Raw genomic sequence first — 26535 nt, 5'->3', positions numbered from 1 at the left:
GAGAAGGCCCCGGCCGCTCCCGACGCGGGCGGCATGGACTTCTAAGTCCCACAACGTCAGGGGCGGCCCTCAGTGTCCGGCGCTCAGCCGGTCTCGAGGGTCAGCAGGGCGCGCTTGGCCTCGGGGCCGCCCGCGTAGCCGCCGGGCGTGCCGTCGGAACGCACCACCCGGTGGCAGGGCACGACGATCGGCAGCGGGTTGGTGGCGCACGCGGTGCCCACCGCCCGCACCGCGCGCGGGCGGCCGGTGGCCGCCGCCACCTGGGCGTACGTCTCGGTGCGGCCGTAGCCGATGTCCGGCAGGTGGGCCAGCACATCGCGCCGGAAACCCCGGGACAGCCGCCAGTCGAGCGGCAGATCGAACCCGGTTCGCCGGCCGGTGAAGTACTCCTCGATCTGCCGGCTCACCTCGTCCAGGCGTACGGGCGCGTGGAGGACGCGGGGGCTGACCTGGTCGGCGAGCAGCCGCAGCGCCGCGTCGTGGTCCTGGACGGCGAAGGCCACCCGCACCAGCCCCCGTGCGGTGGCGGCGAGCAGGAGCGTGCCGACCGGTGTGTCCAGCGTGCGGTACGCGACGTCGAGGATCCCCTCGCGCTCGGCCCGGTCCGCGAGACGGTCGTGCAGACGGGCCAGCGCGGGCCGGTCCTCCACGGGCAGCGCCGAGAGCGGGTGCCGCGGGTCGGATGCGGTGTTCATGGAGCCATCTCCTCCTGGTCGGTGGCCGGGTAGGTGGAGCGCAGGGTCTTCAGGCCGTCGGCGGCGGCCCTGCGCGCGGCGTCCGTGCTTCCGCCGAGCAGGCCGGCGATCTCCTTGTACGGCAGCCCGGCGAGATAGTGGTACGCCACCGCCTGGCGCTGTTTGGCGGGCAGGCCGCGCAACGCCTGCCACAGGTCGCCGTCCCAGTCCTCCGGCCGGCCCGTACGGCTGGGGTGTTCCGGCAGGGTCTCGACGGGCGTGGGCCGGCGCGCGGCGGCGCGGGTGACGTCGATCGCCTTGCGGTGGGCGATCGTCACGAGCCAGGCCTCGACGTTCGCATCGGCGGGGAGTCCGGGATAGGCCCTCATCGCCGCGACGAAAGTCTCGGACCAGGCGTCATCGGCGTCTGCCGGCCCGAGCACGGCCCGGCAGACGCGCAGCACCATCGGGCCGTACTCGGTCACGATCTGCTCGAACGGTCGCATGGTCACATCCTGCAGACGCCCGACGGCGCGGAAACGTGAGATCGAGAGCGGCGGGCGCCGGGGCCGGCAGGATGGGGGGAGGGCGCTGGCGGCCCCGGCGTCCGCCGGGGGGATCCCGTCGCGGCCTGGCCGGTGACACCACCTTCCCTCCGGCACCGGCGGGGGACACCGGGATTAATACCCGTGTCGCTACCCGTGCCGTGACGAGGGAGTCCGGCTCTCAGAGGTCGATGACCTCGAACGCGACGCCGTAGCGGGCGCCGAGCCGGGTTCCGGCCGGACCGGCGATCGATGCGAGGAACTCCTCCGGGTCGGCCATCGCGTTCTCGCCGAGCCCCCGCAGGTACTCCGCGTGCGCCCGCAGGGACGCGACCCCGTCGGCGAAGGTGTCGGTGACGTCCACGCCGTGCGCCGCCAGCGGGCTGGAGGCCACGAGCACCCGCCCGGCGCGCCACGGCGGCAGGCCTTCGTCGAGCAGTTCGCGGAACACCCACCGGTTCGCGGCGTCGCGCACCCCGTCGATGACCGCGCGGCCCACCGCGATGTGGTCGGCCTGGTTGGGCGCGCCGGGCGCCCACGTGTCGTGGTGGTTGCCGGTGATCACCACGTCGGGCCGGTGCCGCCGTACGGCACGGGCGATGTCACGCCGCAGGTCCAGGCCGTACTCGATCACGCCGTCGGGATGACCGAGGAACTCGACCTCGTCGACGCCGACCAGCGCCGCGCCCGCGCGTTCCTCGGCCTCGCGCAAAGGCCCGGCCTCTTCGGGCTCGATCGCGTCGATGCCCGCCTCGCCACTCGTGGCCAGGCAGTACACGACCTTCTTGCCCTGGCGCGTCCAGCGGGCCACGGCTGCGGCGGTCCCGTACTCCAGGTCGTCGGGGTGCGCGACCACGGCCAGCGCACGCGACCATGACTCGTCGACCGTGTCCAGCCGGTCACTCGGATGACTCATGTCCGCCGACCCTACTCGGCGGCGGGAACCACCCGGCTCGCCGCGGCACGTTTTCGGGCCGGCGGTGAATTCTCGTTCGCGGAGCAGGGAATGCGCGGGGAGGAAAAGGTGAGGCCCGGGAGAAGAGACTTCTCCCGGGCCTCGGGTTCACTGGGTGGCCGGTTCAGGCCACGGCCGTGGCGTACTTGGGATTCGGCCCGTATTGGTTGTCGCCCGGCTGGCCGTCGGTGACCAGGAAGACGAGCAGGATGATCGTGCCGATGATGGGAATGAGGCCGATCAGCAGCCACCATCCGGTCCGGCCGGTGTCGTGCAGGCGGCGCACGCCCACCGCGATGGCGGGGATCAGCACCGCGAGAGCGTAGAGCAGGTCGATGATGCTGAACGCCCTGACCCAGGTCGCGAGGATGTTCAGCACGACCGAGATGACGAAGTTGACGAGGACGAACATCCAGTATTCGGTGCGGCGCGCCCGGCCGCTGAAACCCGCGTAGTTCTTGAGTACCGCCAAGTACCAGTTCACGGCATTCCCCTTCTGCCCCGCGTCGCGTTCAACCCCCAGGTTTCCGCGAGAGCAAAAACAGGGTAAATCGAATAATGTGCGGTGGCCAGTGAGATTCGCCGGGAAAGTCGGCGGATTTCATTCGATCTTCCTGGTGGCCCGCCGTAATGATCCGGACCGTACGGCCCGGTGTGGCGGAATAAGGTGATCCGGCGCCGGGCTGGTGCCGGCCGCCGCCTTGGCGATCCCCCCCGTGCGCCCGCGCCACGCCCTTGATTCGCGTCAGCGTCTGCCAGATTCCGCCCGTACGTCCGTTGTTACCTGGGCGGCAAGGACAATTACCGGGTGGACCGTGAGGCGGTCGACCGCGTCGCCGAGGCGATGCCCGAGATCCGGCAGTTCATCGACATCGGCTCGGGTCTGCCGACGGTGGGCAACACCCATGAGATCGCGCAGGAGATCAACCCGGACGCCCGGGTGGTGTACGTCGACAACGATCCGGTGGTGCTCGCTCACGGCCGCGCGCTGCTGGCCGCCGACGACAACACCACGGTGGCGACGGCCGACATGCATCGCCCGGAAGAGGTGCTCGAGCACCCGAAGACGCGGAAGCTGATCGATTTCAACGAGCCGGTCGGGGTGCTGATGATCGCCATGGTCCATTTCCTGACCGTGGAGGAGCGTCCGGCGGGCATGGGCCGCCTGCGCGACGCGCTCGCACCCGGCAGTCACCTGTCGGCGACACATGGCACTGCCGACGGTAAGTCCGCGGAGGCCGCTGCGGACATCGAGGCGGTGTACGCGACGACGCCGACGCCGGTCTCCTTCCGTAGCCACGAGGAGGTCAGCCCGGCGTGCCGCGGCACGTTCTCGTCGGGCCGGCGATTCGCGTCAGTGTCTGCCAGAACTTCTCGTACGTCCGTCGCTTCTCCGACTAAGATCATTTACTGCGGCGGGGAGGTATCGTGTCGGCGCGACCGGCCGCCGGCATGGCTTGGACGGAGGCATTCCCATCGGACAGCAGAGCGATCCCACGATCCCTCAGATCGACGTCAGCCGACCGAGTGTCGCGCGGATGTACGACTACTACCTGGGGGGCAAGGACAATTACCGGGTGGACCGTGAGGCGGTCGACCGCGTCGCCGAGGCGATGCCCGAGATCCGGCAGCTGGCACAGGAGAACCGCGCGTTCCTGCGGCGCGCGGTGCGGTACATGGCGCGGCAGGGGATCCGGCAGTTCATCGACATCGGCTCGGGTCTGCCGACGGTGGGCAACACCCATGAGATCGCGCAGGAGATCAACCCGGACGCCCGGGTGGTGTACGTCGACAACGATCCGGTGGTGCTCGCTCACGGCCGCGCGCTGCTGGCCGCCGACGACAACACCACGGTGGCGACGGCCGACATGCATCGCCCGGAAGAGGTGCTCGAGCACCCGAAGACGCGGAAGCTGATCGACTTCGACGAGCCGGTCGGGGTGCTGATGATCGCCATGGTCCATTTCCTGACCGTGGAGGAGCGGTCGGCGGTCATGGGCCGCCTGCGCGACGCACTCGCACCCGGCAGCCACCTGACGGCGACCCACGTCACGACCGACGGCAAGTCGGCGGACGCCGTCGCGCAGATCGAGGCGGTGTACGCGACGACGCCCACGCCGATCTACTTCCGCGACCGGGAGGAGATCGGCCGTTTCTTCGACGGGTTCGACCTGGTCGACCCGGGCCTGGTGACGCTGGACGTGTGGCGGCCGGACCCGCAGGACCCGGCGCCGGACGCCACCGGGTGGCTGTACGGAGGGGTCGGCCGCAAGAGCTGAGGTTCTCCCGCGTCACGGTCCTCCCGCGTCACGGTCCTCTCGCGCCACGGTCCGTCCGGCCGCCGGTCGCAGACGACGGCGGACGGACCGGCGGTAGGCGGACCCGCGGACCCGGGGCAGGGCCCCGGATCCGCGCGTCACCGGTGGTTCCCGCTCAGCGGTGGTCCCAGTGGTAGCGGCCGACCCGCGGGTCGTACCGGTAGTACCCCCAGCGCGGGTCGTGGCGGTAGTAGCCCCACCGCGGGTCGTAGCGGTTGCCGTTGCGCGGGTCCCAGCGCGGGTCGCGGTGGTGGCCCCAGCGGTCCCAGCCGTGGTCGTGGTCGTGGTCCCAGCCCGGCCATCCGGTGTGGCCGGCGGGGACGGCGGAGGTGTGCCCGGCGGGCGTCGCCGCTTCGGCGGCCTGCGCGGCGCCCGCGAGCGCCCCCGCGACGATGGCCGGCCCGACGAGAAGGCCCGCCACAGTGGACCGAGTCGATTTCATGGATCCCCCTGATGATGTGGTCCGTACTGACCAACGGCTCTCTACCCGCGTGCGACGGAATGGCAAGCCCAACGAATATTCAACCCAAGGCCGAGAATTGCGGTCCGCTATATCCCGCAAAAGCGCGCCGCGGCGTCATCGGTTACGCCAACTAATGGTTCTGTCGCGAACCTAGAATATGGCCAGGTAGCAGGCCTGGTCTGACGGGTGATATCGCCGTCGCCCGCACGAAGAGGCGGAAAACCGGCGCTCCGCGGAAGGGCGTCCGCAGGGCCGGTCGCTCATTCCCTTACCCGCTGTTCTCGCGTCCGTCACTTGCCGTACTAGATGGCGGCCACGTTCGCCTGTTCGGCGAAGACCCAGTTGCCGGCGTTCGTCCGCAGCCCGGGCAGCCAGGCGCCCGGAGTGTCGCGGCAGGCGGCGAGCTGCTGCGCCGCGTGTTCGCGCATGACGCTGTGGGCGTGGGCCAGGTGGAGGCCGACCAGGCCGAAGCCGGGGTAGCCCACGTCGTTCCCCTGCGCCTGGTCGTACGCGTCGGCGAGTGTCTTGGCGGCGCCGCGGTCCAGGTCCCGGCCCAGGGCCGTGATCGACGCCGGGTCGATCTTTTTGATCGCGTCCTGGTCGGCCGCGCTGGCGGCGCGGTAGCCGGTGGGCAGGGCCTCGCCGGGCTTGAGCCGCCGGGGCCAGTGCAGCGTGGTCTGGGTCTTCTCGAAGGCCGGCTCTGCCCGGGCGCCGATGTAGTACCCGCTCAGGCCCGCGCCGGCCCCGGTGAGAGCGGGCAGGGCCTTGATCTCCGCGGTGATGCGGCCGATGATCGACCCGGCCACGTCGTTGACCTTCGCCAGACCGCTGATCAGATCCCGGACCACCTGGGACGCATTGAGCATCCGTTCGTTGGCCACGAAGGTCGTGGCCACGTTCGCGCCGGGCACGGCGGCGGCCGCGAGCAGGCTCGCGACGTAGTTGAGGACCGCCGCCCCGATGACCGCCGACGCCAGGCCCGCCATCGTGTAGCCGACCGCGCACCCGAGGAGGGTGTCATGCACGTTGTCGTACATCTTCGCGGCCTGGTCGAGCGTGTCCTGGTAGGGCTTGACCCGGTTGGCGACGAAGGCGTCCCTGCCCTTTTCCCTCCAGTGGTCCGCGGAGGCGTGCCGGTCCACGGCCTGCGAGATCTCCGAGCTCGCCGTCCGGATGTGCTCGGCGACCGTGCCGTACCGCTTGCCGGCATGCCACATCTGCGCGGGATCCGACACGACCGCGGCGAGCGGCACCGCGACGAACGCCGCGAGCGGGTAGACGCTCGCGGCGCTCGCGGCGTCCGTGGCGCCCCACACGCTCGGCATGGAGGTGATCACATCGGAGGCCGTGATGCCCATGGCGTCCTCCCCGCTGCCGGACTCGCCGTGATCAATGAGCGTAGGACGTGCCGCCCCGCCGCTCAACGCATTCCGCGGAGCACGCCATGGCCCGTCCGGCGGAGGCGGCGCAGACTGGAGGACATGACACCGGAAGAACGACGCCAGTTCGTCCGCGACCACCGTACGGCGATCTTCGGCTATGCCCGCAAAAACGACGGGCCCGCGATGTCGGTGCTGTACTACATCGTGGAGGGCGACGAGATCCTCGTCTCCACCATGCGTGCGCGAGCAAAGGCCGCCGCGGTGCGCCGCGACCCGAAGGTCTCGCTGTGCGTCCTGGACGAAAAGTGGCCCCCGACCTACCTCAACGTCTACTGCGACGCGGTCCTGGACGAGGACCCGGAGGCCGGCGCCGACCTGTTCTTCAAGATCATGGGCGTCATGGCGGGCCGCCCGCTGAGCGAGGACTCCCGCGCCGAGGTCGAGGCGATGGCCCGCCGGGAGGAGCGGGTCGTGCTGCGCCTGCGCCCGTACGCGACGTTCGCCACCCCGCCCCGCCACGTCACCACCGAGGCGGACCTCGCCGGCCTCACCCACTGGACCAGCGCCTCGGTCCCCTGGGACGCCTGACTCCCGAGAAGCGCTCACGGACCGAAATGAACATTCGGTCTGCGACCGTTGATGGAATTGCCGGCGGTACGGGCTGGTTCGCTGGTGGCTCAAGTACGTTGACTTCGTGTCGAAGGTGTTCATCAGCCATACGTCGGACATGGCGGACTATCCGGCCTCGACGTCCTTTGTGCGTGCGGCGATCGACGCGGTGGCGAAAGCCGGCCGTGTGCCGGTGGACATGAGCTACTTCCCGGCGGGGGAGGAGGCACCGGCGGAGTATTGCCGGAACTGCGTACGCTCGTGCGACCTCTACGTGGGCGTCATCGGCTGGCGCTACGGCTCGACCGTCGCGGACAGCGGGATCTCCTACACGGAGATGGAGTTCCACGCCGCGGCCGAGGCCCGGATCCCGCGCCTGGTCTTCCTGCTGGACGAGGACTTCCCCCTGCCGCCCCGCCTCATCGACGCGGACCGGTCGGCCATCGACGACTTCCGCGGCCGGTTGAGCGACGCGGGCATCGTCATCGACACCTTCACTTCCGCCGAAGACCTCACCGGCAAGGTGCTGCACGCGATCCTCAGCCAGGCTCGCGCCGCCGTGTCCGGACCGCCCGCAGGACCGGACGATCAGGAGTCCTTCGCCGTCGCGACGGCGGCCTACCTCTCGCGGCTGGAGCGGCGTTACCGGCGGCTCGACCTGGACGTGCTTACGCCGGCGGAACACGACGACCACATCCCGATCCTGCTCCGCTCCGTGTTCGTGCCGCAGGACGTACGGGAGGACGTGCTGCTGCCGGAGATGCCCAAGGAACTCTGGCGGCGGTTGCTGGAGGCCGACGAGATCAGCGAGAAGGACCTCCCCGAAGGGCTCGACCCGGACCGGCTCGCCCGGGCCCGCAGCACGTACGGCGAGAAGGCGGCACGACCGGTCATCGAGGTCCTCGGCGTACCGGGAAACCGGCTGGTCGTCCTGCTCGGCGATCCCGGAGCCGGCAAGTCGACGCTGGCCCGCTACCTGATCCTGACCCTCGCCCGGCAGGAGCCGCCCGGTGAACTCGCGGTGCTGCGCGGATCGCTGCCCCTCCTGATCGAGCTGCGGGCCTACGCGGATCAGCACATGCGGCGCGACACCTTCCTCGACTTCCTCGAGCATCAGTACCGGACCGAGCAGGCCGGGCTTCCGGCCGAGCCGCTGGACCACCACCTACGCGACGACGGCCGGGCACTGGTCATCTTCGACGGGCTCGATGAGATCTTCGATCCGAAGGAACGCGAGACGGTGACCCGGCAGATCGCGGGCTTCGCGCTGCGCTATCCGCGCGTGCGCGTCATCGTCACCAGCCGGGTGATCGGCTACCGGCGGGCCGAACTGCAGGACGCGGGGTTCCGCCACTACATGCTCCAGGATCTGAACCGGGACCAGATACGGGAGTTCAGCACGAACTGGTTCGGCCTCGCGATCCACGACCGGAAGGAGGAGGCGGCCCTTCGCCGTGACCGCCTTCTCCGGGCGGTGGACGAATCGCCGTCGATCCGGGAGCTCGCGGGGAACCCGCTGCTGCTCACGATCCTGGCGATCATCGGACGGCGCCAGGAACTGCCGCGCGAGCGCCGTGCCGTGTACGCGCACGCGGCCACGGTGCTGGTCGAGCACTGGGACGTCAACCGCTACCTGCAGGACGCGCGGATCCAGGCCGACTACATCGACAGCGAGGACAAGAAGGAGGTCCTGCGCCGTGTGGCCTGGCGGATGCAGAGCGGCCGATCCGGCCATGCCGGCAACCACATTCGCCGGGAGGACCTGCTCGGGGAATTCATCGACTACCTGGTCGGGCGCTATCAGCACTCGCCGCCGGAGGCCAAGCGGATAGCGAAGATCATGCTCCGGCAGTTCCGGGAGCGGAACTTCATCCTCAGCCTCTACGGCGGCGGGGTCTACGGATTCGTACACCGCGCCTTTCTCGAATTCTTCTGCGCCGACGAGGTCGTCCGCCGCTTTCAGAACAAGCGGCAGCTCGACCCCGAGCAACTGGTCACCGACATCTTCGGGCGGTACTGGTCCGACCCGACCTGGCGCGAGGTCCTCCTGCTGATCGCCGGGATGATCGATGAGAGGTTCACGTCCGGCATCGTCGACCACCTGCTCGAGGACGCGAACCCGTTCTGGCCGTTCACCGCGGAGGACGCGCCGCCACACCACCTCCTCCTCGCGGCCGGATGCATCGCCGAGATGCGCAATCTGACCGCGATGGAGCGCCAGGGAGCCACGGTCGTACGGCGGGTGATCTCCTGGCTGGAGTACCTCGAAGAGAGTTACGGCAGCGACGACGAGGTGATCGAGGACAAGCTCCTTCCCTTCTTCCAGTCCGTGCAGCCGCGCTGGCCGGGGCGCGAGGCCTATCTCCGCTGGTATCTCATGCGAGGTGCGTATCTCACGAGCTACGCCGTCTCCCGGCTGACGGCGAAAGTGGCGGCGGCGCTGTTTCCGGACGACGACCGCCTCCGTGATCACCTGCGTCGCCGGGCGGCCATCGCTTCTTACGGGAATGCCCGCGAGGGCGCGATGCGCGCGGTCGCCGGGTCGTGGCCGCATCGTCCGGAGACCCTCTCCCTGCTGCGTGACCGGGCGCTCGGTGACGCGGACGAAGACGTGCGCGGGGCCGCGATCGAGCTGATCGGCCGGGAATGGTCCGACCACCCGGAGACGCCGGCCTTCCTCCGGGACCGCGTGGCCGCCGAGGGGCATGGGGAGGTCCGGGCGGAGGCGCTCCAGCAGCTCGTCGACGGCCGCCGCGCGACGCCGGACGCGTTCACGCTGGTCATGGAGCGCCTGACGACCGATCCGCACGCGGCCGTACGAACGGGCGCCCTGCTGGCGGCCGTCCGGCAACGGCGCGACCATCCGGATGTGCTGCCGCTGACGCGTGCGCTGGCGAGCGGGGACGAGCACGAGGACGTCCGGGCCGCCGCGCTCGGGGCACTGGCCGACACGTGGCGGGACGTGCCCGCCACGTTCACTCTGCTCCGCGAGCGTGGCGTCGCCGACGCGCACCACGAGGTGCGCGCCGCGGCCGTCCGGGCCGTCGCGGGCGGCTGGCACGACCATCCGGATGTGCCCGCGTGGCTGCGGGCGCGGGCCCGCGAGGATCCCCACGCGGACGTCCGGGCGGCGGCCGTGCAGGCGGTGGCCGGCGGTCGGCGTGATCACCTGGATCCCCTGCCGTGGTTGCGGGACCTGGGTTCCGGCGACGCGGACGAGAAGGTGCGGAAGACGGCCGTTCAGGCGGTCGCGGGCGGGTGGCGCGATCACCCGGAAACCTTGTCGTGGTTGCGGGACCGCGCGGTCGGCGACACGGACGACGACGTGCGGTCGGCCGCGCTGCAGGCGATCGCCGCCGGGTGGCGCGATCAGCCGGACGTCCTCTCGCTGCTGACCGCACGCGCGGCGGCGGATCCCTCCCCGAACACGCGGGCGATGCTCGTCGAGACGATCGGCCGGGACTGGCGGCCTCCCGGCGTGCTGACGTGGCTGCGCGAACGGGCCGTCGAGGACGGCGACGCGAACGTGCGTGTCGCGGCCGTACGGGCGATCGCCCTGGGGTGGCCGGACCATCCTGACGTCCTGCCGTGGCTCGCGGAACGCGTGACCGCCGACGGGCAGGGGCTCGTGCGGGAGGTCTGCGTTCTTCTCCTCGGACGAGGCGGGCACGAGCGTGCGGAGATCCGGCCGCTGCTCATGGCGTGCGCCGTCGGCGACCGCGGCTGGGCCGTACGGCAGGTGGCCGTCAAGGCGGTCGCGGACGGGTGGGCCGGCGATCCGGAGACGTTGTCGTGGTTGCGGGCTCGTGCGGTCGGTGACGTGGACGAGGATGTGCGGAAGGCGGCTGTTGAGGCGGTCGCGGGTGGCTGGGCCGATCATCCGGAGACGTTGTCGTGGTTGCGGGCTCGTGCGGTCGGTGACGTGGACGAGGATGTGCGGAAGGCGGCTGTTGAGGCGGTCGCGGGCGGGTGGGCCGATCATCCGGAGACGTTGTCGTGGTTGCGGGCTCGTGCCGTCTCGGACGTGGCGCCCGCCGTGCGGATCGCCGCCATGCGTCTCGCGGCGGCCCTCGGGCCCGGCCCGGAGACCTGGTCCTGGCTGGAACCTCGGCTCGGCGACGATGCCGGGGCCGTGCGCCGCGAAGCGCTGAGCGTACTGGCAGAGGCACGCCGCGACCGGCCGGAGACGTGGGAACGGCTGCGCGAGACCGCGGTGTCCGGAAGCGACCGCGACGCTCGGGTGGGCGCGCTGCGGGCGCTCGGAACCGTTCGTCCCGACGACCCCGAGACCCTGGCGACGCTCAGGGAACGTATCGCCGCGGACGAGGACTGGCGCGTGGCCGCGGCCGCGGTCGACGCGCTTCCGCGATGGTGGCGCCGCCGGCTGCTGCCCGATCTCCTCACGGACGGCCGGTGGCAGGTACGCCGTGCGGCCCTGCGCGCGGTCATGCTCGGCTCGGACGACACCGGCGCGATGGAGCGGCTTTTTGAGGGCGCGCTGAACGACCCGAGCTGGGAGATCCGCCGCCTCGCGGTCCAGCGGGAGGTCTTTCTGCGGAACGTCAGGGAGCGTCTGGCGTTGTTGAAGGTCGCCCTCTCGGACCCGCATCCTCGCGTCCGTCAAGCGGCCGTCTTCGGCCTGTCCCGGCTGTGGCAGCGCGATCCAGAGGCCCGCCGGCTCCTGTTCGACCGCGTGCTGACGGATCCGTACCCGGACGTCCGCGCCGCCATCGTGGGGATTCTCGCCGAGCAGCCGGACGAGGAGGTCATGGCCCTGCTGCGGCAGCGGGCCGTCGACGACGGCGCTCGGCCGGTCCGCCGCGCCGCCGTCGACGCCCTCGCCCAGACCAGAGGCGGGGACCGGATCCTCGTCTGGATCCTCGATCGCGTCCTCCGGGACGGCGACGGCGATCTGTGCTCGGCGGGCATCGAGGCGGCGGCGACCGGATGGCCGGACGACCCGCGGGTGCGGGACCGGCTGATCGAGCTGGCGGTGTCGGACAGTCGTCCGCGCGTCCGCCGGGCGGCGGTCGAGGCCGTGGAGCGGATACGGCCGGAGACGCCACCCGTGCTGCCCTGGCTGGTGGAGCGGGCCGTGTGCGACGGGCACGATACGGTCCGCGAAGCCGCGGCTCTGGCCGTCGCCCGTGGCTGGCCGGATCGGCCCGGCATCGCCTCGTGGATGCGCGACCGTGCCACCTGCGACGAGGACGAGTACCTTCGGGAGCGGCTGACCGGCGCCGTCGCGCGTATCTGGGCCGAAGCGCCCGAGGTCCGGGCCTGGCTGTTCCACCAGGGCACGGACGATGAGCACTGGAGAGTGCGCCGCGCGGGCGTGCGCGCGGTGGCACTGGTCGACGGCGACACCCCCGGCACCGTCGCATGGCTCCGGGACCGGGCGGAGAAGGACGCTCACCGGCAGGTCCGCCTCGCCGCCGTGGAAGCCGTCGCGCGGGTCGCGGCCGACGATGAGGCGACCCTGCCGTGGCTGTACGGCCGCGCGGACGGCGACGAAGACGGCGAGGTGCGCGCGGCGGCGGTCGCGGCCGTGATCAAGGGATGGCGCTCGCACTCCGCCGTACGGGAGTGGGCGCGTGCCAAGGCGTCCGACGCGAGCGCGGACGTCCGGGCCGCGACCGTACGGACGACGGCCGGGCCGTTCGCCGTGCTGCGGGAGACGGCGTGCGGCGACCGGGCCTGGGAGGTCCGGAAGGCGGCGGTGGAGACCGCGGCCGAACACTGGCGGGACGACGCGCACGAGCTGATCGAGGACCGGCTGGCGAACGACGCGTCCTGGCGGGTCCGCTCGGCCGCGGCGACCGCTCTGGCCGAGGCGCGAGCGGACGATCCGGAAGGTCTGGCGCCGCTGATCGAGGCGGTTCACGCCGACGCACACGGGAAGGTCCGCGCGGCGGCGCTGGAGGAGCTCGCCTCCCGCCGGCCCGACGTCCCGGCGGTTCCCCCGCTGCTGCGAGACCGGGCCGTCGCCGATGAGGACGCGCGGGTTCGGCGCGTGGCGATCCGCCTCCTGGCCGAAGGCCGGCGTCCGGACCCGTACACCGAGACGCTGATTCGCGACCGGGCCCTGCACGACGACCACTGGGCCGTGCGCGACGAGGCGGTCCTGGCGGCCGCGGCGGGAGTCCGGGAACCCGGGACCGTCGAATGGCTGCGCGACCGTCTCGCCCGAGACGGCGCCGTCGAGGTCGCCGCCACCGCGGTCATGATGGTCGGCGAATCCGCCGGGCACGATCCGGAGACGCTCGCCTGGCTGCGCGAGCACACCCGGGAGACGCATCACTGGGACGTACGGGACAGCGCGCTGTTCCAACTCGTCTTGCGAACGCCACGCCGGGACACCACGATCGTCGATCTGCTGTACGGCCTCACCGACGACTCCGTGTGGCAGGTCCGGTGCTCGGCCCTGACGGCACTCGGGTTCGTCCACGCGGATGCCCCGGGGGCCCTCGCCCGCCTTCGCGCGCTGGCCGAGCACGATCCGCACCCGGAGGTGCGCGAATACGCCGAGAAGATGCTTCGGCACATCTCCCACCGCACCCCCGGCACTGGGGCCTGAACGTTTCGTGTTGCATAAATCACATTAACGCCCTCTTTTTTGGGCGTAGAGTTCCGCTTCGGAGCGCCGGGAAGCCTGGTCGGCAACAACGACAGGCATGCCGGGGGAGGCGCGAGAGATGACGGAATTCCTACGGGCGGCATTGGGTTTTCCGGCGGCCATTCCAGGTGTCCTCCTCCTCGTGGTGGTCCTCTACTGGGCGCTGGTCGCGTGCGGGGTGCTGGACGCGCTGGTCGGCGCCGTCGCGGCCGTCCGAGTGTCGCTGCTCGTCGCGCTCGCCTGGTTCGCGAGCCTGGCCGGTGCCGTGCTGCTGCGCCGCGGCGACCTGTCCGGCGCGCTGCCCTCCGTCGGCGTGCTCATCGCCGCCGTTCTGCTGTCCGCCCTGGTCACCCGCCTGCTGATGCGTCCGCTCGGGCGGATGATCGCCGAAGAGGCCGTGCCCACCCGGCGCGACTTCGTCGGGCGGATGTGCGTGATCAGCACCGGGCGGGTGGACCTCGCCTTCGGCCAGGCCATGGTGCGGGCCGCCGACGGATCGGCCGCCGTGATCCAGGTTCGGCAGCAGCGGAACCGAGACGACGAACCCGCCCTCAAAGCAGGTAACACCGCACTGATATTCGACTACGACGCCGAGGGCGAGTTCTTCTGGGTGATGCCGTACGACGCGGAGCTCGACCCCCACCGTTCACCTCGTTGATCCATACTCCCGCAATAAGGACCCACTGATGGATTCGCTGTTCATCGGGCTCGGCGTGCTGCTCGCCGCCATCCTGCTCGTGTTCGCCGGCGTCATCGTCATGCTCAGGCTGTTCCGCAAGGTCGAGCAGGGGCACGTGCTGATCGTCTCGAAGATCAAGAAGGTGCACGTCACGTTCACCGGCGCGATCGTGCTGCCGATCCTCCACAAGGCCGAGGTGATGGACATCTCGGTGAAGACCATCGAGATCGAGCGCTCCGGTGCCGAGGGGCTGATCTGCCGGGACAACATCCGCGCCGACATCCGCATCACGTTCTTCGTCCGGGTCAACAAGACCGTCGAGGACGTCATCCAGGTGGCCCAGGCCATCGGCACGGCGCGCGCCAGCCACGAGGACACGCTCCAGACCCTGTTCAACGCCAAGTTCTCCGAGGCGCTCAAGACCGTCGGCAAGCAGATGGACTTCGTCGACCTGTACACCCACCGCCACGAGTTCCGCGACCAGATCGTGCAGATCATCGGCACGGACCTGAACGGCTACCACCTCGAGGACGCGGCCATCGACCACCTCGAGCAGACGCCGCTGGACAGCCTCAACCCCACGAACATCCTCGACGCGCAGGGCATTCGCAAGATCACCGAGCTGACCGCGATCGAGCACGTGCGCACCAACGAGTACCAGCGGAACGAGCAGAAGGAGATCACGCGGCAGAACGTCGACGCGCGTGAGGCGATCCTCGAGCTCGAACGCCGGCAGGCCGAGGCCGAGGTCAAGAAGAAGCGCGAGATCGAGACGATCCGGGCCCGCGAGGAGGCGGAGATCGCCAAGGTGCAGGCCGAGGAGCGGCTGACCTCCCAGAGCGCGCACATCCGTACCGACGAGCAGCTCGGCGTCCAGCAGGAGAACCGCAACCGGGAGATCGCCGTCGCGGAGAAGAACCGCGAGCGCGTCATCGCGGTGGAGAACGAGCGCATCGAGAAGGACCGCATGCTCGAGGTGATCGCCCGCGAGCGCGAGACCGAGCTCTCCCGCATCGCCAAGAACAAGGAGGTCGAGGCGGAGAAGCGGGAGATCGCCGACGTCATCCGCGAGCGCATCGCGGTGGAGAAGACGGTCGCCGAGCAGGAGGAGAACATCAAGAAGCTCCGCCTCGTCGAGGAGGCCGAGCGGACGCGTCAGGCCCTCGTCATCCAGGCCGAGGCGGAGGCGCAGGAGAGCCTCGTCAAGGACATCAAGGCGGCCGAGGCCGCCGAGGAGGCGGCCAAGTTCCAGGCCCGCCAGGAGCTGCTGCTCGCCGAGGCGCGCCAGAAGACCGCCGAGCTCGACGCCCAGGCCAAGATCCGGCTGGCCGAGGGCATCCAGGCCGAGGCCGCGGCGGAGGGCCTGGCCGAGGTCCAGGTGCGCGAGCGGGACGCCGAGGCCATCGAGAAGGTCGGCAACGCCGAGGCCGCCGTCGACCGGCAGAAGGCCCTCGCCGCCGCCGACGGCATCCGCGAGAAGCTCAAGGCCGAGGCGGAGGGCCTCACCGACAAGGCCGCCGGCATGGCCGCGATGGACGACGCGACCCGGGGGCACGAGGAGTACCGGCTGCGGCTGGAGGCGGAGAAGGAGATCCGCATGGCCGGCCTCGACGTTCAGCGCGAGGTCGCCGGCGAACAGGCGGCAGTGCTGGCGTCCGCTCTGGAGAAGGCCGACATCGACATCGTCGGCGGGGACGGCACCTTCTTCGACAAGGTCGTCGGCGCGATCGGCGTCGGCAAGAGCATGGACGGGTTCGTCGAACACTCGGCCGTGGCTCGCGGCCTCACCGGGCCGTGGCTGAACGGCGACCGCAGTTTCCCCGAGGACCTCACCCGGCTCCTCGGCTCGGTCAGCACCGATGACGTGAAGAACCTCACCCTGTCCGCGCTGCTCATGCAGCGGATTCGGGGCGGCGGGGCGGACGGCGCCAAGGCGCAGGAGCTGCTCGACCACGCCGAACGCCTCGGCGTCGCCGACGCCGCCGTCTCCTCCGTGGCCGTCATCGACCAGTGACGACAGAAGAGAAGAAGCCTGAGCCGAAGCTGGACGCGGGCACCTACGAGGTGCTCCGCGCCCGGCTCGGCGAGCAGGCCGAAGCGCTGGCGGGCCGGGCCGAGGCGCTGAACGCCCGGCGCGTGGAGACCTTCGGCGGCGCCGAGCTGCGGCTCGTCGGCGCCGAGCGGATCCGCACCGAGAACAACTGCGTGCCCCGCGACATCGCCGCCGTCGGCGACCTGCTGCTGTTCGGCTACAACGTCTTCATCGGGCTCCGCCCGGAGACGTTGGTGGACGACGTGTTCGCGATGCACCGGTTCGTCCGGGACGGAGAGGAGTTCCGGTTCGAGCCCGCCGAGTCCGGCCTGCTGCGCGACCCGCAGTTCGAGCGCGACTTCACAGAGCTGTACCGCTACTACCGCGACAGCCGGCTGCTCCAGCTCCGCCACGTCGAGGGCAGGCTCCTGGCCGTCTTCCAGACCGGCCTGGAGGCCGAGCACGACACGCGCGTGCTCCGGTGGAAGACCGGTACGGACGGCACCGTCGTCTACCAGGACAACCTGGGCGAGCCGGACCACGTCTTCCCGCCGTCGCACGACTTCACCTGGACCGAGACGACCCGCGACGACCACGTCCTGGGCCGGCACCCGCACATCTCGATCGAGGACGAGGTCTTCGTCGAGACCGTCGGCGGCGACCTGACGGTCAAGCTGGAGAACAACACCGAGACCGGCGAGGGCATCTACCGCGAGCCGGTCGCCGAGCCGCTGCAGAGCCTCGCCGACGCCGAGGTGGACTACGCCCGCGTCGGCGCGCTCATCCTGCTGCGCGTGCGGCCGTACAAGGAGGAGGACCGGCGGCACCTGGTCTTCAACACCCGCACCCGGACCGTCGTACGGCTCGACGGCATCGGCCAGGCGTGCCGCCGGCTCCCGGAGGACCAGGGCATCATCTTCCCCGGCGGCTACTACCTGGTCACCGGGGCGGTCAAGACCTTCGACACCGACACCGACCGGCTGGAGTACGAGCGCGTCATCCGGTCCCCGAACGGAGAGGACGCGCTCTACGTCTTCCACGCCCGCGAGGCCGGCCGGTACCTCCTGCTGCCGTACAACCTGATCCGCAAGGAGGTCGCCACCCCGATCACCTGCCACGGCTACTCGCTGTTCGACGACGGCACGATGATCTCGTTCCGCGCCGACTCGGCCGAGCCCACCCGGGTGCACCAGATGCAGGTGTGGCAGACCTCCTACGTGTCGGACACGTACGCGGCGACGCAGCCGGTCGGCACCGGGCCGCTGGAGCGCGTCGGCAACGCCGACCTGGTCCGCGGCATCTCCGACGCCCTCTCGATCGCCCGTACGGTGGCCGAGACCGCGCCGTCGGAGCCGATGCTCGAGGCGCTGATCGCGTCCTGCGACCGGGCCGCCGACCGCTACTTCTGGTTCGGCGAGCAGGGCCTGCGCGAGCCGCTCGACGGTGTGCGCGCCACCGCCGAGCAGGTCCTGGAGGAGTACGAGAACGTCCAGCGGCTCACCGCGCAGGCGTCCGGCGCGCTCGCCGAGGCCGAGGAGCGGATCACCGCGCTGATCCGGCAGACGAGGGGCGAGTCGCCGGCCACCGCCGACGCGTGGGTGAGCCGGCTCGCCGAGCTGCGCCGTTCGCAGGGCCGGCTCGAGACGCTGCGCGAGATGCGGTACGCGAACACCGACGGGATCGACGCGCTGGCCGGGCGGCTCGGCGAGGAGCTGACCGCGACGGGCCGGCGCGCCGTGGCGTTCCTCCAGGGGCCGGACGCCTTCACCGGATACCACGAGCGGATCGGCCGGATCGCCGCCGACGCCGAGGCGATCACGACCGCGGCCGAGGCCGATCCCGTACGCGAACGGCTCGCCGAGCAGACCCACGGCCTGGAGACGCTCACCGAGGTCGTCGGCTCGCTCGACGTCGCCGATGCCCGTGTCCGCACCTCCATCCTGGAACGCATCGGCGAGGCGCTCGCCGAGATCAACCAGGCCCAGGCGAGCCTGACCGCCCGCCGCCGCGAACTGCTCGACGCCGAGGGCCGGGCCGCCTTCGCCGCGGAGTTCGCGCTGCTCGGCCAGGCCGTGACCGCGGCGCTGGCGATGGCCGACTCTCCCGGCCACTGCGACGACCAGCTCGGCCGCATGATGCTCCAGCTGGAGAACCTGGAGTCGCGGTTCGCCGAGTTCGACGACTTCGTCGCCCAGCTGTCCGCCAGGCGCGAGGAGGTCTACGAGGCCTTCTCCACGCGCAAGCAGGCGCTCGTCGACGAGCAGGTGCGCCGCGCGGACCGGCTCGCCGAGTCGGCGGAGCGCATCCTGACCGGCATCCAGCGGCGCGTCGCGGAGCTGGACTCCCTCGATGAGATCAACACCTACTTCGCCGCCGACCCGATGGTGGCCAAGGTCCGCGGCGTGGCCGATCAGCTGCGGGACCTCGGCGACTCCGTGCGCGCGGAGGAGCTCGACGGGCGGCTCAAGGCCGCCCGCCAGGACGCCGGCCGGGCCCTGCGCGACCGCGTCGACCTGTACGAGGGCGGCGGGCAGACGATCCGCCTCGGCCGGCACCGGTTCGCGGTCAACGCCCAGCCCCTCGACCTGACCCTCGTGCCGTACGAGGGCGGCATGGCGTACGCCGTGACCGCGACGGACTACCGGGTGCCGGTGCGCGACCCGGACTTCGCCGCGACCCGGCCGTACTGGGACCAGCCGCTGGTCTCCGAGACGCCCGAGGTCTACCGGGCCGAGTACCTGGCCGCGGACCTGCTCACCGGACCGTCGCTCCCCGCGTTGCGGCGCGCGGCCGAGTCCGGCGACGGCCTGCTCGCCGAGGTGCGGCGCGTGGCCGAGACCCGCTACGACGAGGGCTACGAGCGCGGCGTCCACGACCGCGACGCCGCCCTGATCCTTCAGGCGCTGCTGCGGCTGCACGACGGCGCGGGGCTGCTGCGCTACCCGCCGGCCGCGCGGGCCGCCGCCCAGCTGTTCTGGGCGCACGGCACTACGAAGGAGGCCCGTACGGCCTGGGCCGCGCGGGCCCGGTCCCTCGCCCGCGCGCGTGCCGCGTTCGGCGACGCGGCGGCGCTGACGGAGCTGCGCACCGAGCTGACCACGGCGATCGCGGCCTCCGCCCTCGACGCCGGGCCGCCCGACCTCGCGGGGGAGTACCTGGTCGAGGAGCTGGCCGCCGCGCCGGAGGGCTTCGTCACCGGCGCGGGCGCGCGCGCCCTCCTTGAGGGGTTCCGGCGGGCGCTCGGCGACGATCCGGGGTACGCGGCCGACCTGCGCGAGCTGGGCGATGACCTGGCGGCCCGGCGCCAGCTCGTCGAGGCCTGGCTGAGCGCGTACGTGACCTCCACGGCCTCGACGGCCCCGGCCGGCGCGCTCGCCGGCGACCTGGCCGAGGCGGTGGCGATCGAGCTGTGCGGGTCGCTGCCGCGCCATGAGTCCTCCGCGCCGCTGACCGCGACCGTCGAGGGCCTGCTCGGCACGCATCCGCGCGTCACCGCCCGGCGGCTGGAGCTCCGCCTCGACGAGGTGCTGACCCGCACCCGCCGGTTCCGCGCCGAGCGCGTGCCCGCGTACCGCGCGTACCAGAGGCGGCGCGGCGAGCTGGTCGCGGCGGAGCGGTCGCGGCTGCGGCTGGAGGAGTACCGGCCGAAGGTGATGAGCGGGTTCGTGCGGAACGGCCTGCTGGACGAGGTCTACCTGCCGCTGATCGGCGACAACCTGGCCAAGCAGCTCGGCGCGGCGGGCGACGCCAAGCGCACCGACCAGATGGGCCTGCTGATGCTCATCTCCCCGCCCGGGTACGGCAAGACGACGCTGATGGAGTACGTCGCGGGGCGGCTCGGCCTGATGTTCGTCAAGGTCAACGGGCCGGCGCTCGGCCAGTCGGTCACCTCGCTGGACCCGGCCGAGGCGCCGAACGCCACCGCGCGCCAGGAGGTCGAGAAGATCTCCTTCGCGCTGGAGATGGGCAACAACGTGCTGCTGTACCTCGACGACATCCAGCACACCTCACCGGAGCTGCTGCAGCGGTTCATCTCCCTGTGCGACGCCCAGCGCCGCATCGAGGGCGTCTGGCAGGGCCGCACCCGCACGTACGACCTGCGCGGCAAGCGGTTCGCGGTGTGCATGGCGGGCAACCCGTTCACCGAGTCGGGCCGCAGGTTCCGCGTGCCGGACATGCTGGCCAACCGCGCCGACGTGTGGAACCTGGGCGACGTCCTGTCCGGACGCGAGGAGCTGTTCGCGCTCAGCTACGTGGAGAACGCCCTGACCTCCAACCCCGTGCTGGCCCCGCTGTCCACCCGCGACCGCGCCGACGTCGAGCTGTTCGTACGCCTCGCGCGCGGCGACTCCACGGCCGTGCCCGACCGGCTCGTCCACCCGTACTCGGCGACCGAGGTGGAGCAGATCACGGCCGTCCTGCGCAAACTGCTGCGGGTGCGGCAGGTCGTGCTCGCGTGCAACCGCGCCTACATCGCCTCGGCGGCGCAGAACGACGCGTCGCGGACCGAGCCGCCGTTCCAGCTCCAGGGCTCCTACCGCAACATGAACAAGCTGGCCGAACGCATCGTGCCGGCGATGAACGACGCCGAGCTGGAGGCGGTCATCGACGACCACTACCTCGGTGAGGCGCAGACGCTGGCGTCCGGGGCCGAGGCGAACCTGCTGAAACTGGCCGAGCTGCGCGGCACGCTGACGGCCGGGCGACGCGAGCGCTGGGCGGAGGTGAAGGCGGCGTTCGTGCGCTCCCAGGCGCTGGGCGGCGCCGAGGACGATCCGATGAGCCGGGCGGTCGGGGCTCTCGGCCTGCTCGCCGACCGTATCGCCGGAGTGGAGACCGCGATCGACCGCGCGAGCCACCCGGACGGCTCGCCTACGGAATGACGGTCAGCGGAGAGCCGTGGAGCGCCGGTGGACGGGAGGTCCCGGCGCGCACCGTGAGTTCGTCCACCAGTGCCGTACGGATGTGGTCGAACAGCGCGAAAAGGTCGGAACAGTAAACCGATCGGTGGTCAAACCCTTTTTGGTCCTGATAACGATGGGAATAATGCCCGCCCGCACATACCGCCGCCCAGCGGCACGGGCGGCACTCCCCGGGTATTCCGGTCGCGCCTAATTGACGGGCGACGGTGGCGGGATGTCGTAACGCGGCGTCGAAATCGTCGTCCACGACGTCCAGGCCGAGGTATGCGGCGCCGTCGAAAGCCGCGGCGAGGATGTCCGACTGCTCGATCTGCCCGTCGGTCTCCACGACGATCATCGCGGCGGGGCTCGTCCCGATTCCCTCCACGGCGGAGGAGCCGCCGAGCAGCACATTGATGATCTCCTCGAACAGCCGGATGCGCGTCTCGCGCACCGGAGCGTGGAACCAGCGGTCGAAGATGGGGATCAGCCAGGACGCGTACGCGCCCGCCGGCCCCGCCGGAGGACTGCTCCAGGTGGCGTGCGGCAGCAGCAGGTCGATCGCGGGCGGTGAGAACGCCAGCAGCGCCTCGTAGGTCGCGATCGGGTCGTTGCCGAGGTCGATGACGCACAGCAGCCCGGAGAACAGGTGACGGAACTCCGGGCTCGTGAGCTCGGCCAGCCCCTGCGTGACCTGGGCGTGGCTGCCGCCGCGCGCCCTCCGCCGAGCGCGGTCGTGGGCGGCCGCGTCGCCGTCGAGGCTGACGCCGACGCGGACTCCCAGCTCGTCGAACAGGTCCAGGAACCCGCGGCCGATCAGGGTGCCGTTGCTCTGGAGGGAGAAGCCGACCGTCGCGGTGTCGCCCACCGCGCCGCGCACGGCCTCGACGACGTGGCGCAGCCGGTCGGGCCCGGCCAGAAGCGGTTCGCCGCCGTGCAGGACGACCGCGATGTCGGTCAGCCCGTGCGCACGTACGTGCTCGGCGATCCGGGCCGCGGCTAAGCCGGCTATTCGGTCGGACATGACGGGTGGCCGATGCCGCCAGCGCTGATCGGCCATCGTGTACAGATAGCAGTAGGTACAGGCGAGATTGCACCTACTGTGCACCTTGAGAATGAACTGACGGAAGGGGGTGGGCTTCATGATCGGCCGATTGCGGCCATTAAGTCCTTTGATCATGATCTAGAGCCTACGTCCGGTCGGACGACTCGATAGTGTCGAGTGACGCTTTACGAACCACTTTAGTGGGGGAGCATGTAAAAAGCGGTGTCTATTATAGAAGTCGGTTCTGGGCGTGGGTGGTGGAGGCATGCGGGGAAACGGGCAACCGGCTCTGGTGGATCTCTCAGGGGTCGATCTGGAGGCTCCGGACCTACAACAGGACGGGTCGGTCATGGGCTGGGCGCTGGCCCGGATACGCCGCGAGGGCGATGAGGGCGCGCGGGGATACGCCAGTTTCATCAATGACACGGTCCTCGAAAGTCCGCCCCGGGCGGCGCGCGGCACCACGCCGGGGCGTCCGGCGTGAACGGCCGGCACACCACCCGCTGCGTGACGTTCACCTCCGCCGCACGGGGGCTCGGCCGCACCGCGGCCGTCGCGAACACCGCCATGATCCTGGCGGGTGCGCGCGAGCGCGTCCTCGTCGTCGACTGGAGCGGCGAGCGGCCCACCGGCCGCGGCTACTTCAAACGCTTCAGCGTCGGTGAGCCGCCCGAGGTCGCCCGGCTCGGCGAGCTGCTCGACGGGCTGACCACGCAGGAGCCCGGCACCTGGCGGCCCGAGCGGTTCCAGCCTCCCGGAGACGCCGGCCCGATCGACCTGGTCACGCCCCTCGACACCGGGCGAGCCGAGTCGCTGCCGGGGCTGCCCTGGGCCGAACCCGCCGACGTCATCGTCCAGCGGCTGCGCGACGCGATGGAGGATCTCCCGTACCGCTACATCCTCGTCGACGCGCCCACCGAGCCGAACCCCGACATCGTCGACGTCATCGCCCGGGGCAGCGACGTCGCCGTCGTGGTGTTCGGGCCGGGCCGGCTCGCGGCCCTCCAGGCGGCGAACCTCGCCGAGACCATCCAGACGCAGGCGGCGGCCGGGATCGACCTGCTGCCGCTCCAGTCCGGCCCCCGCACCACCGGGCCGGAGACCGCTCAGGTCGACGCGGGCTTCCTCGCCCAGCTGTTCGAGTCGCCGCCCGGCGCCGGCAAGGCCGGCAAGGAGGTCATCGCCGTCCCGTTCCTTTCCCGGCAGGCGGGCCGGTCCATCCTCGCCACGCTCGCCGAGGAGCCGGGCAGCGAGGTGGTGCGCGCGTACGCCCGGCTGGTCGAGCGGCTCTCCGGCGGCCTCGTCACCGGCCACGCCGAGCTGCCCGCCGCGCTGCGCGCGAACTACCGCATCGCCGTGGGCCTGGACGAAGCCCGGGAGACCGAGCGGTTCACGATCGTCCACGACCGATCCGACCGGCGCTGGGCCGACTGGGTCCAGGCGCAGCTGCGGGGGCTCGGCGCCGACGTCGCGCTGGCCGCGGTCGACGAGCCGGTCATGGGCCGGGCCATCGTGATCGCATCGCCCCGCCTGCTGTCGGCGCTCCCCGACGGACGGCCCGGAACGGATCCCGACCTCGTGCTCTGCGTGTCCGACGGCGTCGCCGAGCGGCTGCCGGACACGACTCTCACCCTGGACCTCTCCCGCCGGGGACAACCCGAGGCGATCCGGCTCTTACAAGGCCATCTCGGCCTCGTGTCCGGCGGCCTCGACCCGACGCCCGTGGGCTTCGTCCCCGCGTACCCGCTCGACCGTCCGCGCGGTGTGGTCACCAACCACGTCCCGTCCGACGACGGCCCGGTCGTCGGGCGCGAGGGCGACCTGGCCGCGATGCGCGACCGGCTGATGTGCGACGTCGACGGCTGCGAGCCGTACGTCCTGGGCGGCCCGCCGGGCATCGGCAAGACCGCCATGGTCGAGCACTACATCCGGGCCTTCGGCGACGACTACAAGGTCATCTGGTGGATCTCGGCGCGCACGCCCGAGCTCGCACGGCTCGACCTGAACACTCTGGCCCGGCGGCTGGAGATCCCGCCGGAGGGCGACCCCGCGGTGGCCGTCGTCGCCGCGCTGCGCTCCTCCGGGCAGGACAACTGGCTGCTGATCTACGACGACGCCGACGACCTCGCCGCTCTGGAGGACCTCATCCCGTCCGGCGGCCCCGGCCACGTGCTCGTCACGAGCCGTACGGCCGAGGGCGCCGACGACCGGCTCGCGCCGGTCGGCACCGGCCCGGCGAAGCGCTTTCTGCGTGAGCGGATCGACGGGCTGACCGACGAGCGCGCCGAGACCGTCGCCGGCCTCGTCGAGGGCCTGCCGCTCGCGCTCAGGCTCGCGGGAGCGTGGATCCGCGAGACCGTCGACTACCTCCTGGCCATCAGGGCGCTCGACACCGAAGGCGCGACGGCCTGGGCGGTGACGGAGTTCACGGCGCGCGTCGCCCAGCGGACGCGGACCCCCGGGACGGAGGTGACCGCGGCCTGCCTGGACGTCACGTTCGAGTCGTTGGAGGACGGCCCGCTCGGGTGTCTCGCGGCCCGGCTGCTCGAGCTCTGCGCCTGGCTGGCTCCCGAGGGCGCCAGCCACCGGCTGCTGTCGTCGACGCCGTTCCTCGACCGGCTCGCCGCCGCGGCCGATCCCGCGGGCGCCCAGCTCATCGCCGACGACAGCATGGTGCTGGACCAGCTCCTGCGGCTCTGTGTGCGGTTCGGCCTGGCCGACGTCCAGTGGAGCCGCGATCCGCGGATCCGGGTGCACCGGAGGGTGCAGGAGCTCATCCGGGGCCGTCTCTCTCCGGACGAGGCGGGCGAACGGCAGCGGCAGACGGTCTGCGCACTGGCGGATATCGTGCCCCCCGAGGCCGACGGCCCGGTGAGCCTCCACCATGAGGTGTTCTCCGAGCTCCACCGGCATCTCGGCCCGTCCGGGGCCGCCGGGAGCCTCGACGTCCACGCTCGCCGCTGGCTCGTCGAGGAGGTGCGCTTCCAGTACACCACCGGCGACCGGGGGAGCTGGCGGCTCATGCTCCCGACGATCGAGCGGCTGCTGCCGACCTGGCCGGACGACCTGCTCAAGGGGCGGCTGCTCGTCCAGGTCGCCAACCTCCGCCGTGACCTCGGCCGGTTCGAGGACGCCCTGCGGGCGAGCGAGCAGGCGCTGACGATCCTGCGCGAGGCGGACGCCGCGGGCCGCTACTGGGCGCTGACCGCGGGCCGCGGTCGTACCGGAGACCGGCGCGGCCTGGGGCAGTTCGCCCAGGCACTGGGCGAGATCGAGGGCATCTACGAGGAGACCCGGCTGCTTCTCGGCGACGGGCACCGCGACACGGTCATCGCCCGTAACAACCTCGCCGAGGCCGCCTTCCTCACCGGGCAGCACCAGCTGGCCGAGGACACGGCCGTGAGCGCCTGGCGGCAGCAGGTGGCCGAGTTCGGCGAGACCGACCCGATCGCTCTGCGCATCGCCCGCCGGGTCGGCGACTACATGTTCGCGAACGGGCGGAAGGACGAGGCGCGGCGCCTGCTCGCCGTGAGCCTCGGCCAGGCCCGTGACCAGAAGACGCCCGACCGGCTCAGCGAGCTCGACCTGTTGCGGAGCCTCGCGATCGTCGACCGGCAGCGGGGCATCGACGCGGCGGACGAGAAGATCCGGAAGGCCGTGCGCGGCTACCGCTGGGTCCTGGGCGCCGACCATCCCAGCACCCTGGCCGCCGAGCTGAGCCAGGCGATCGAGCTCGACGAGGCCGGCGATCATCTGGGGGCCGCGCGCCTGGGCCGGCGGCTCCTCGACGGCCTGACCGCGGCGTACGGTCCGGACCATCCCTTCGTCCAGCTGTGCCGGCTCGACCTCGCCCTGTTCGAGAGCGCGATGGAGGCGCCCGAGAACACCCTCGCCGCGGTGCGGGACGCGAGGAGCCGGCTCGTCGCCGCGCTCGGCGAGCAGCATCCGTGGACGATGGTGGCCGCGCTGCACGAGGCGCGGGCGCTGACCGGCCTCGGCCGATCGGACGAGGCGCTGCGGCTGCACGAGACGACGGCCACGGACATGCTCGATTATCTGGGGGACGAACACCCCTATACCGCGATCGCCGCGGAGGCGCTTGAGACGGGCCAGAATCTGACCGAAGCGAGCATTACGTCCGCAATTTACCTGGACATTCCAACCATCTGACGGGGAAAAGCGGATTTGGAGGAGGCGGCAATGGGGGACCTTCGCACAAGCCGTGCGAGCGTCCATGAATGGACGGGAAGCCGCAGCGCTGAGCCGGTTACGGTCAGCACTTTTCACGACTACGTATGCCGGCGCGGAGGGCCGCA

General features: G+C 71.5%; 15 protein-coding genes. 8 read left to right on the top strand and 7 right to left on the bottom strand.

All coding sequences use genetic code 11. The features are described from left to right. Positions 1-83: 83 nt before the first annotated feature. From ABEA10_RS29890 to ABEA10_RS29875, 4 genes are all read right to left on the bottom strand, one after another. A complete protein-coding gene (locus ABEA10_RS29890) occupies positions 84-695 on the bottom strand; it encodes a methylated-DNA--[protein]-cysteine S-methyltransferase (RefSeq protein WP_345469559.1) in 612 nt (203 codons plus the stop codon). Continuing rightward, positions 692-1180 carry an RNA polymerase sigma factor gene (locus ABEA10_RS29885; RefSeq protein ID WP_345469557.1) on the bottom strand — a complete coding sequence of 163 codons (489 nt, stop codon included), beginning with the start codon at positions 1178-1180 and terminating at the stop codon, positions 692-694. Before ABEA10_RS29885 ends, ABEA10_RS29890 begins: the two co-directional genes overlap by 4 nt. Before the next feature lie 220 nt (positions 1181-1400). Continuing rightward, the gene (locus tag ABEA10_RS29880; protein ID WP_345469555.1) at positions 1401-2135 is read right to left on the bottom strand and encodes a PIG-L deacetylase family protein; all 735 of its coding nucleotides are present in this window, start codon (positions 2133-2135) and stop codon (positions 1401-1403) included. 163 nt (positions 2136-2298) lie between these two features. After that, positions 2299-2658 carry a DUF805 domain-containing protein gene (locus tag ABEA10_RS29875; protein WP_345469553.1) on the bottom strand — a complete coding sequence of 120 codons (360 nt, stop codon included), beginning with the start codon at positions 2656-2658 and terminating at the stop codon, positions 2299-2301. 324 nt (positions 2659-2982) lie between these two features. Here ABEA10_RS29875 and ABEA10_RS29870 point away from each other — a divergent pair, with 324 nt between their 5' ends. Then, the gene (locus ABEA10_RS29870; protein WP_345469551.1) at positions 2983-3762 is read left to right on the top strand and encodes an SAM-dependent methyltransferase; all 780 of its coding nucleotides are present in this window, start codon (positions 2983-2985) and stop codon (positions 3760-3762) included. Continuing rightward, a complete protein-coding gene (locus ABEA10_RS29865) occupies positions 3713-4453 on the top strand; it encodes an SAM-dependent methyltransferase (RefSeq protein WP_345469549.1) in 741 nt (246 codons plus the stop codon). Before ABEA10_RS29870 ends, ABEA10_RS29865 begins: the two co-directional genes overlap by 50 nt. Positions 4454-4607: 154 nt before the next feature. Here ABEA10_RS29865 and ABEA10_RS29860 read toward each other — a convergent pair whose 3' ends face one another. Both ABEA10_RS29860 and ABEA10_RS29855 read right to left on the bottom strand, forming a co-directional pair. Next, positions 4608-4934 (bottom strand): hypothetical protein, encoded by a 327-nt coding sequence (locus ABEA10_RS29860; protein WP_345469547.1) that lies wholly within the window; start codon positions 4932-4934, stop codon positions 4608-4610. Positions 4935-5257: 323 nt separating this feature from the next. Further along, complete coding sequence (locus ABEA10_RS29855; protein ID WP_345469546.1) at positions 5258-6313, bottom strand: hypothetical protein; 1056 nt, start codon at positions 6311-6313, stop codon at positions 5258-5260. A 123-nt stretch (positions 6314-6436) separates the two neighbouring features. On the opposite strand from ABEA10_RS29855, the gene ABEA10_RS29850 reads away from it, so the two are divergent. The 5 genes from ABEA10_RS29850 to ABEA10_RS29830 all read left to right on the top strand — a co-directional run bounded on the left by ABEA10_RS29850 (position 6437) and on the right by ABEA10_RS29830 (position 21156). Further along, complete coding sequence (locus tag ABEA10_RS29850; protein ID WP_345469544.1) at positions 6437-6925, top strand: pyridoxamine 5'-phosphate oxidase family protein; 489 nt, start codon at positions 6437-6439, stop codon at positions 6923-6925. A 106-nt stretch (positions 6926-7031) separates the two neighbouring features. Beyond that, a complete protein-coding gene (locus ABEA10_RS29845; RefSeq protein ID WP_345469542.1) occupies positions 7032-13523 on the top strand; it encodes a HEAT repeat domain-containing protein in 6492 nt (2163 codons plus the stop codon). A 118-nt stretch (positions 13524-13641) separates the two neighbouring features. Further along, positions 13642-14220 (top strand): hypothetical protein, encoded by a 579-nt coding sequence (locus ABEA10_RS29840; RefSeq protein WP_345469541.1) that lies wholly within the window; start codon positions 13642-13644, stop codon positions 14218-14220. 28 nt (positions 14221-14248) lie between these two features. After that, the gene (locus ABEA10_RS29835; RefSeq protein WP_345469539.1) at positions 14249-16255 is read left to right on the top strand and encodes an SPFH domain-containing protein; all 2007 of its coding nucleotides are present in this window, start codon (positions 14249-14251) and stop codon (positions 16253-16255) included. Beyond that, positions 16252-21156 (top strand): DNA repair ATPase, encoded by a 4905-nt coding sequence (locus ABEA10_RS29830; RefSeq protein WP_345469538.1) that lies wholly within the window; start codon positions 16252-16254, stop codon positions 21154-21156. Before ABEA10_RS29835 ends, ABEA10_RS29830 begins: the two co-directional genes overlap by 4 nt. Here the strand turns inward: ABEA10_RS29830 and ABEA10_RS29825 are convergent. After that, positions 21146-22318, bottom strand: a complete 1173-nt coding sequence (locus ABEA10_RS29825) for an FxsB family cyclophane-forming radical SAM/SPASM peptide maturase (protein WP_345469563.1) — start codon at positions 22316-22318, stop codon at positions 21146-21148. The two genes, ABEA10_RS29830 and ABEA10_RS29825, sit on opposite strands and share 11 nt — an antisense overlap. A 381-nt stretch (positions 22319-22699) precedes the next feature. On the opposite strand from ABEA10_RS29825, the gene fxsT reads away from it, so the two are divergent. Then, a complete protein-coding gene (gene fxsT / locus ABEA10_RS29820) occupies positions 22700-26389 on the top strand; it encodes an FxSxx-COOH system tetratricopeptide repeat protein (protein WP_345469537.1) in 3690 nt (1229 codons plus the stop codon). Positions 26390-26535 lie beyond the last annotated feature (146 nt).

The organism is Actinoallomurus oryzae (genome assembly GCF_039541955.1).
Taxonomy (GTDB): Bacteria; Actinomycetota; Actinomycetes; order Streptosporangiales; family Streptosporangiaceae; genus Actinoallomurus; species Actinoallomurus oryzae.
This window is presented reverse-complemented; position numbering and strand designations above follow the sequence as displayed.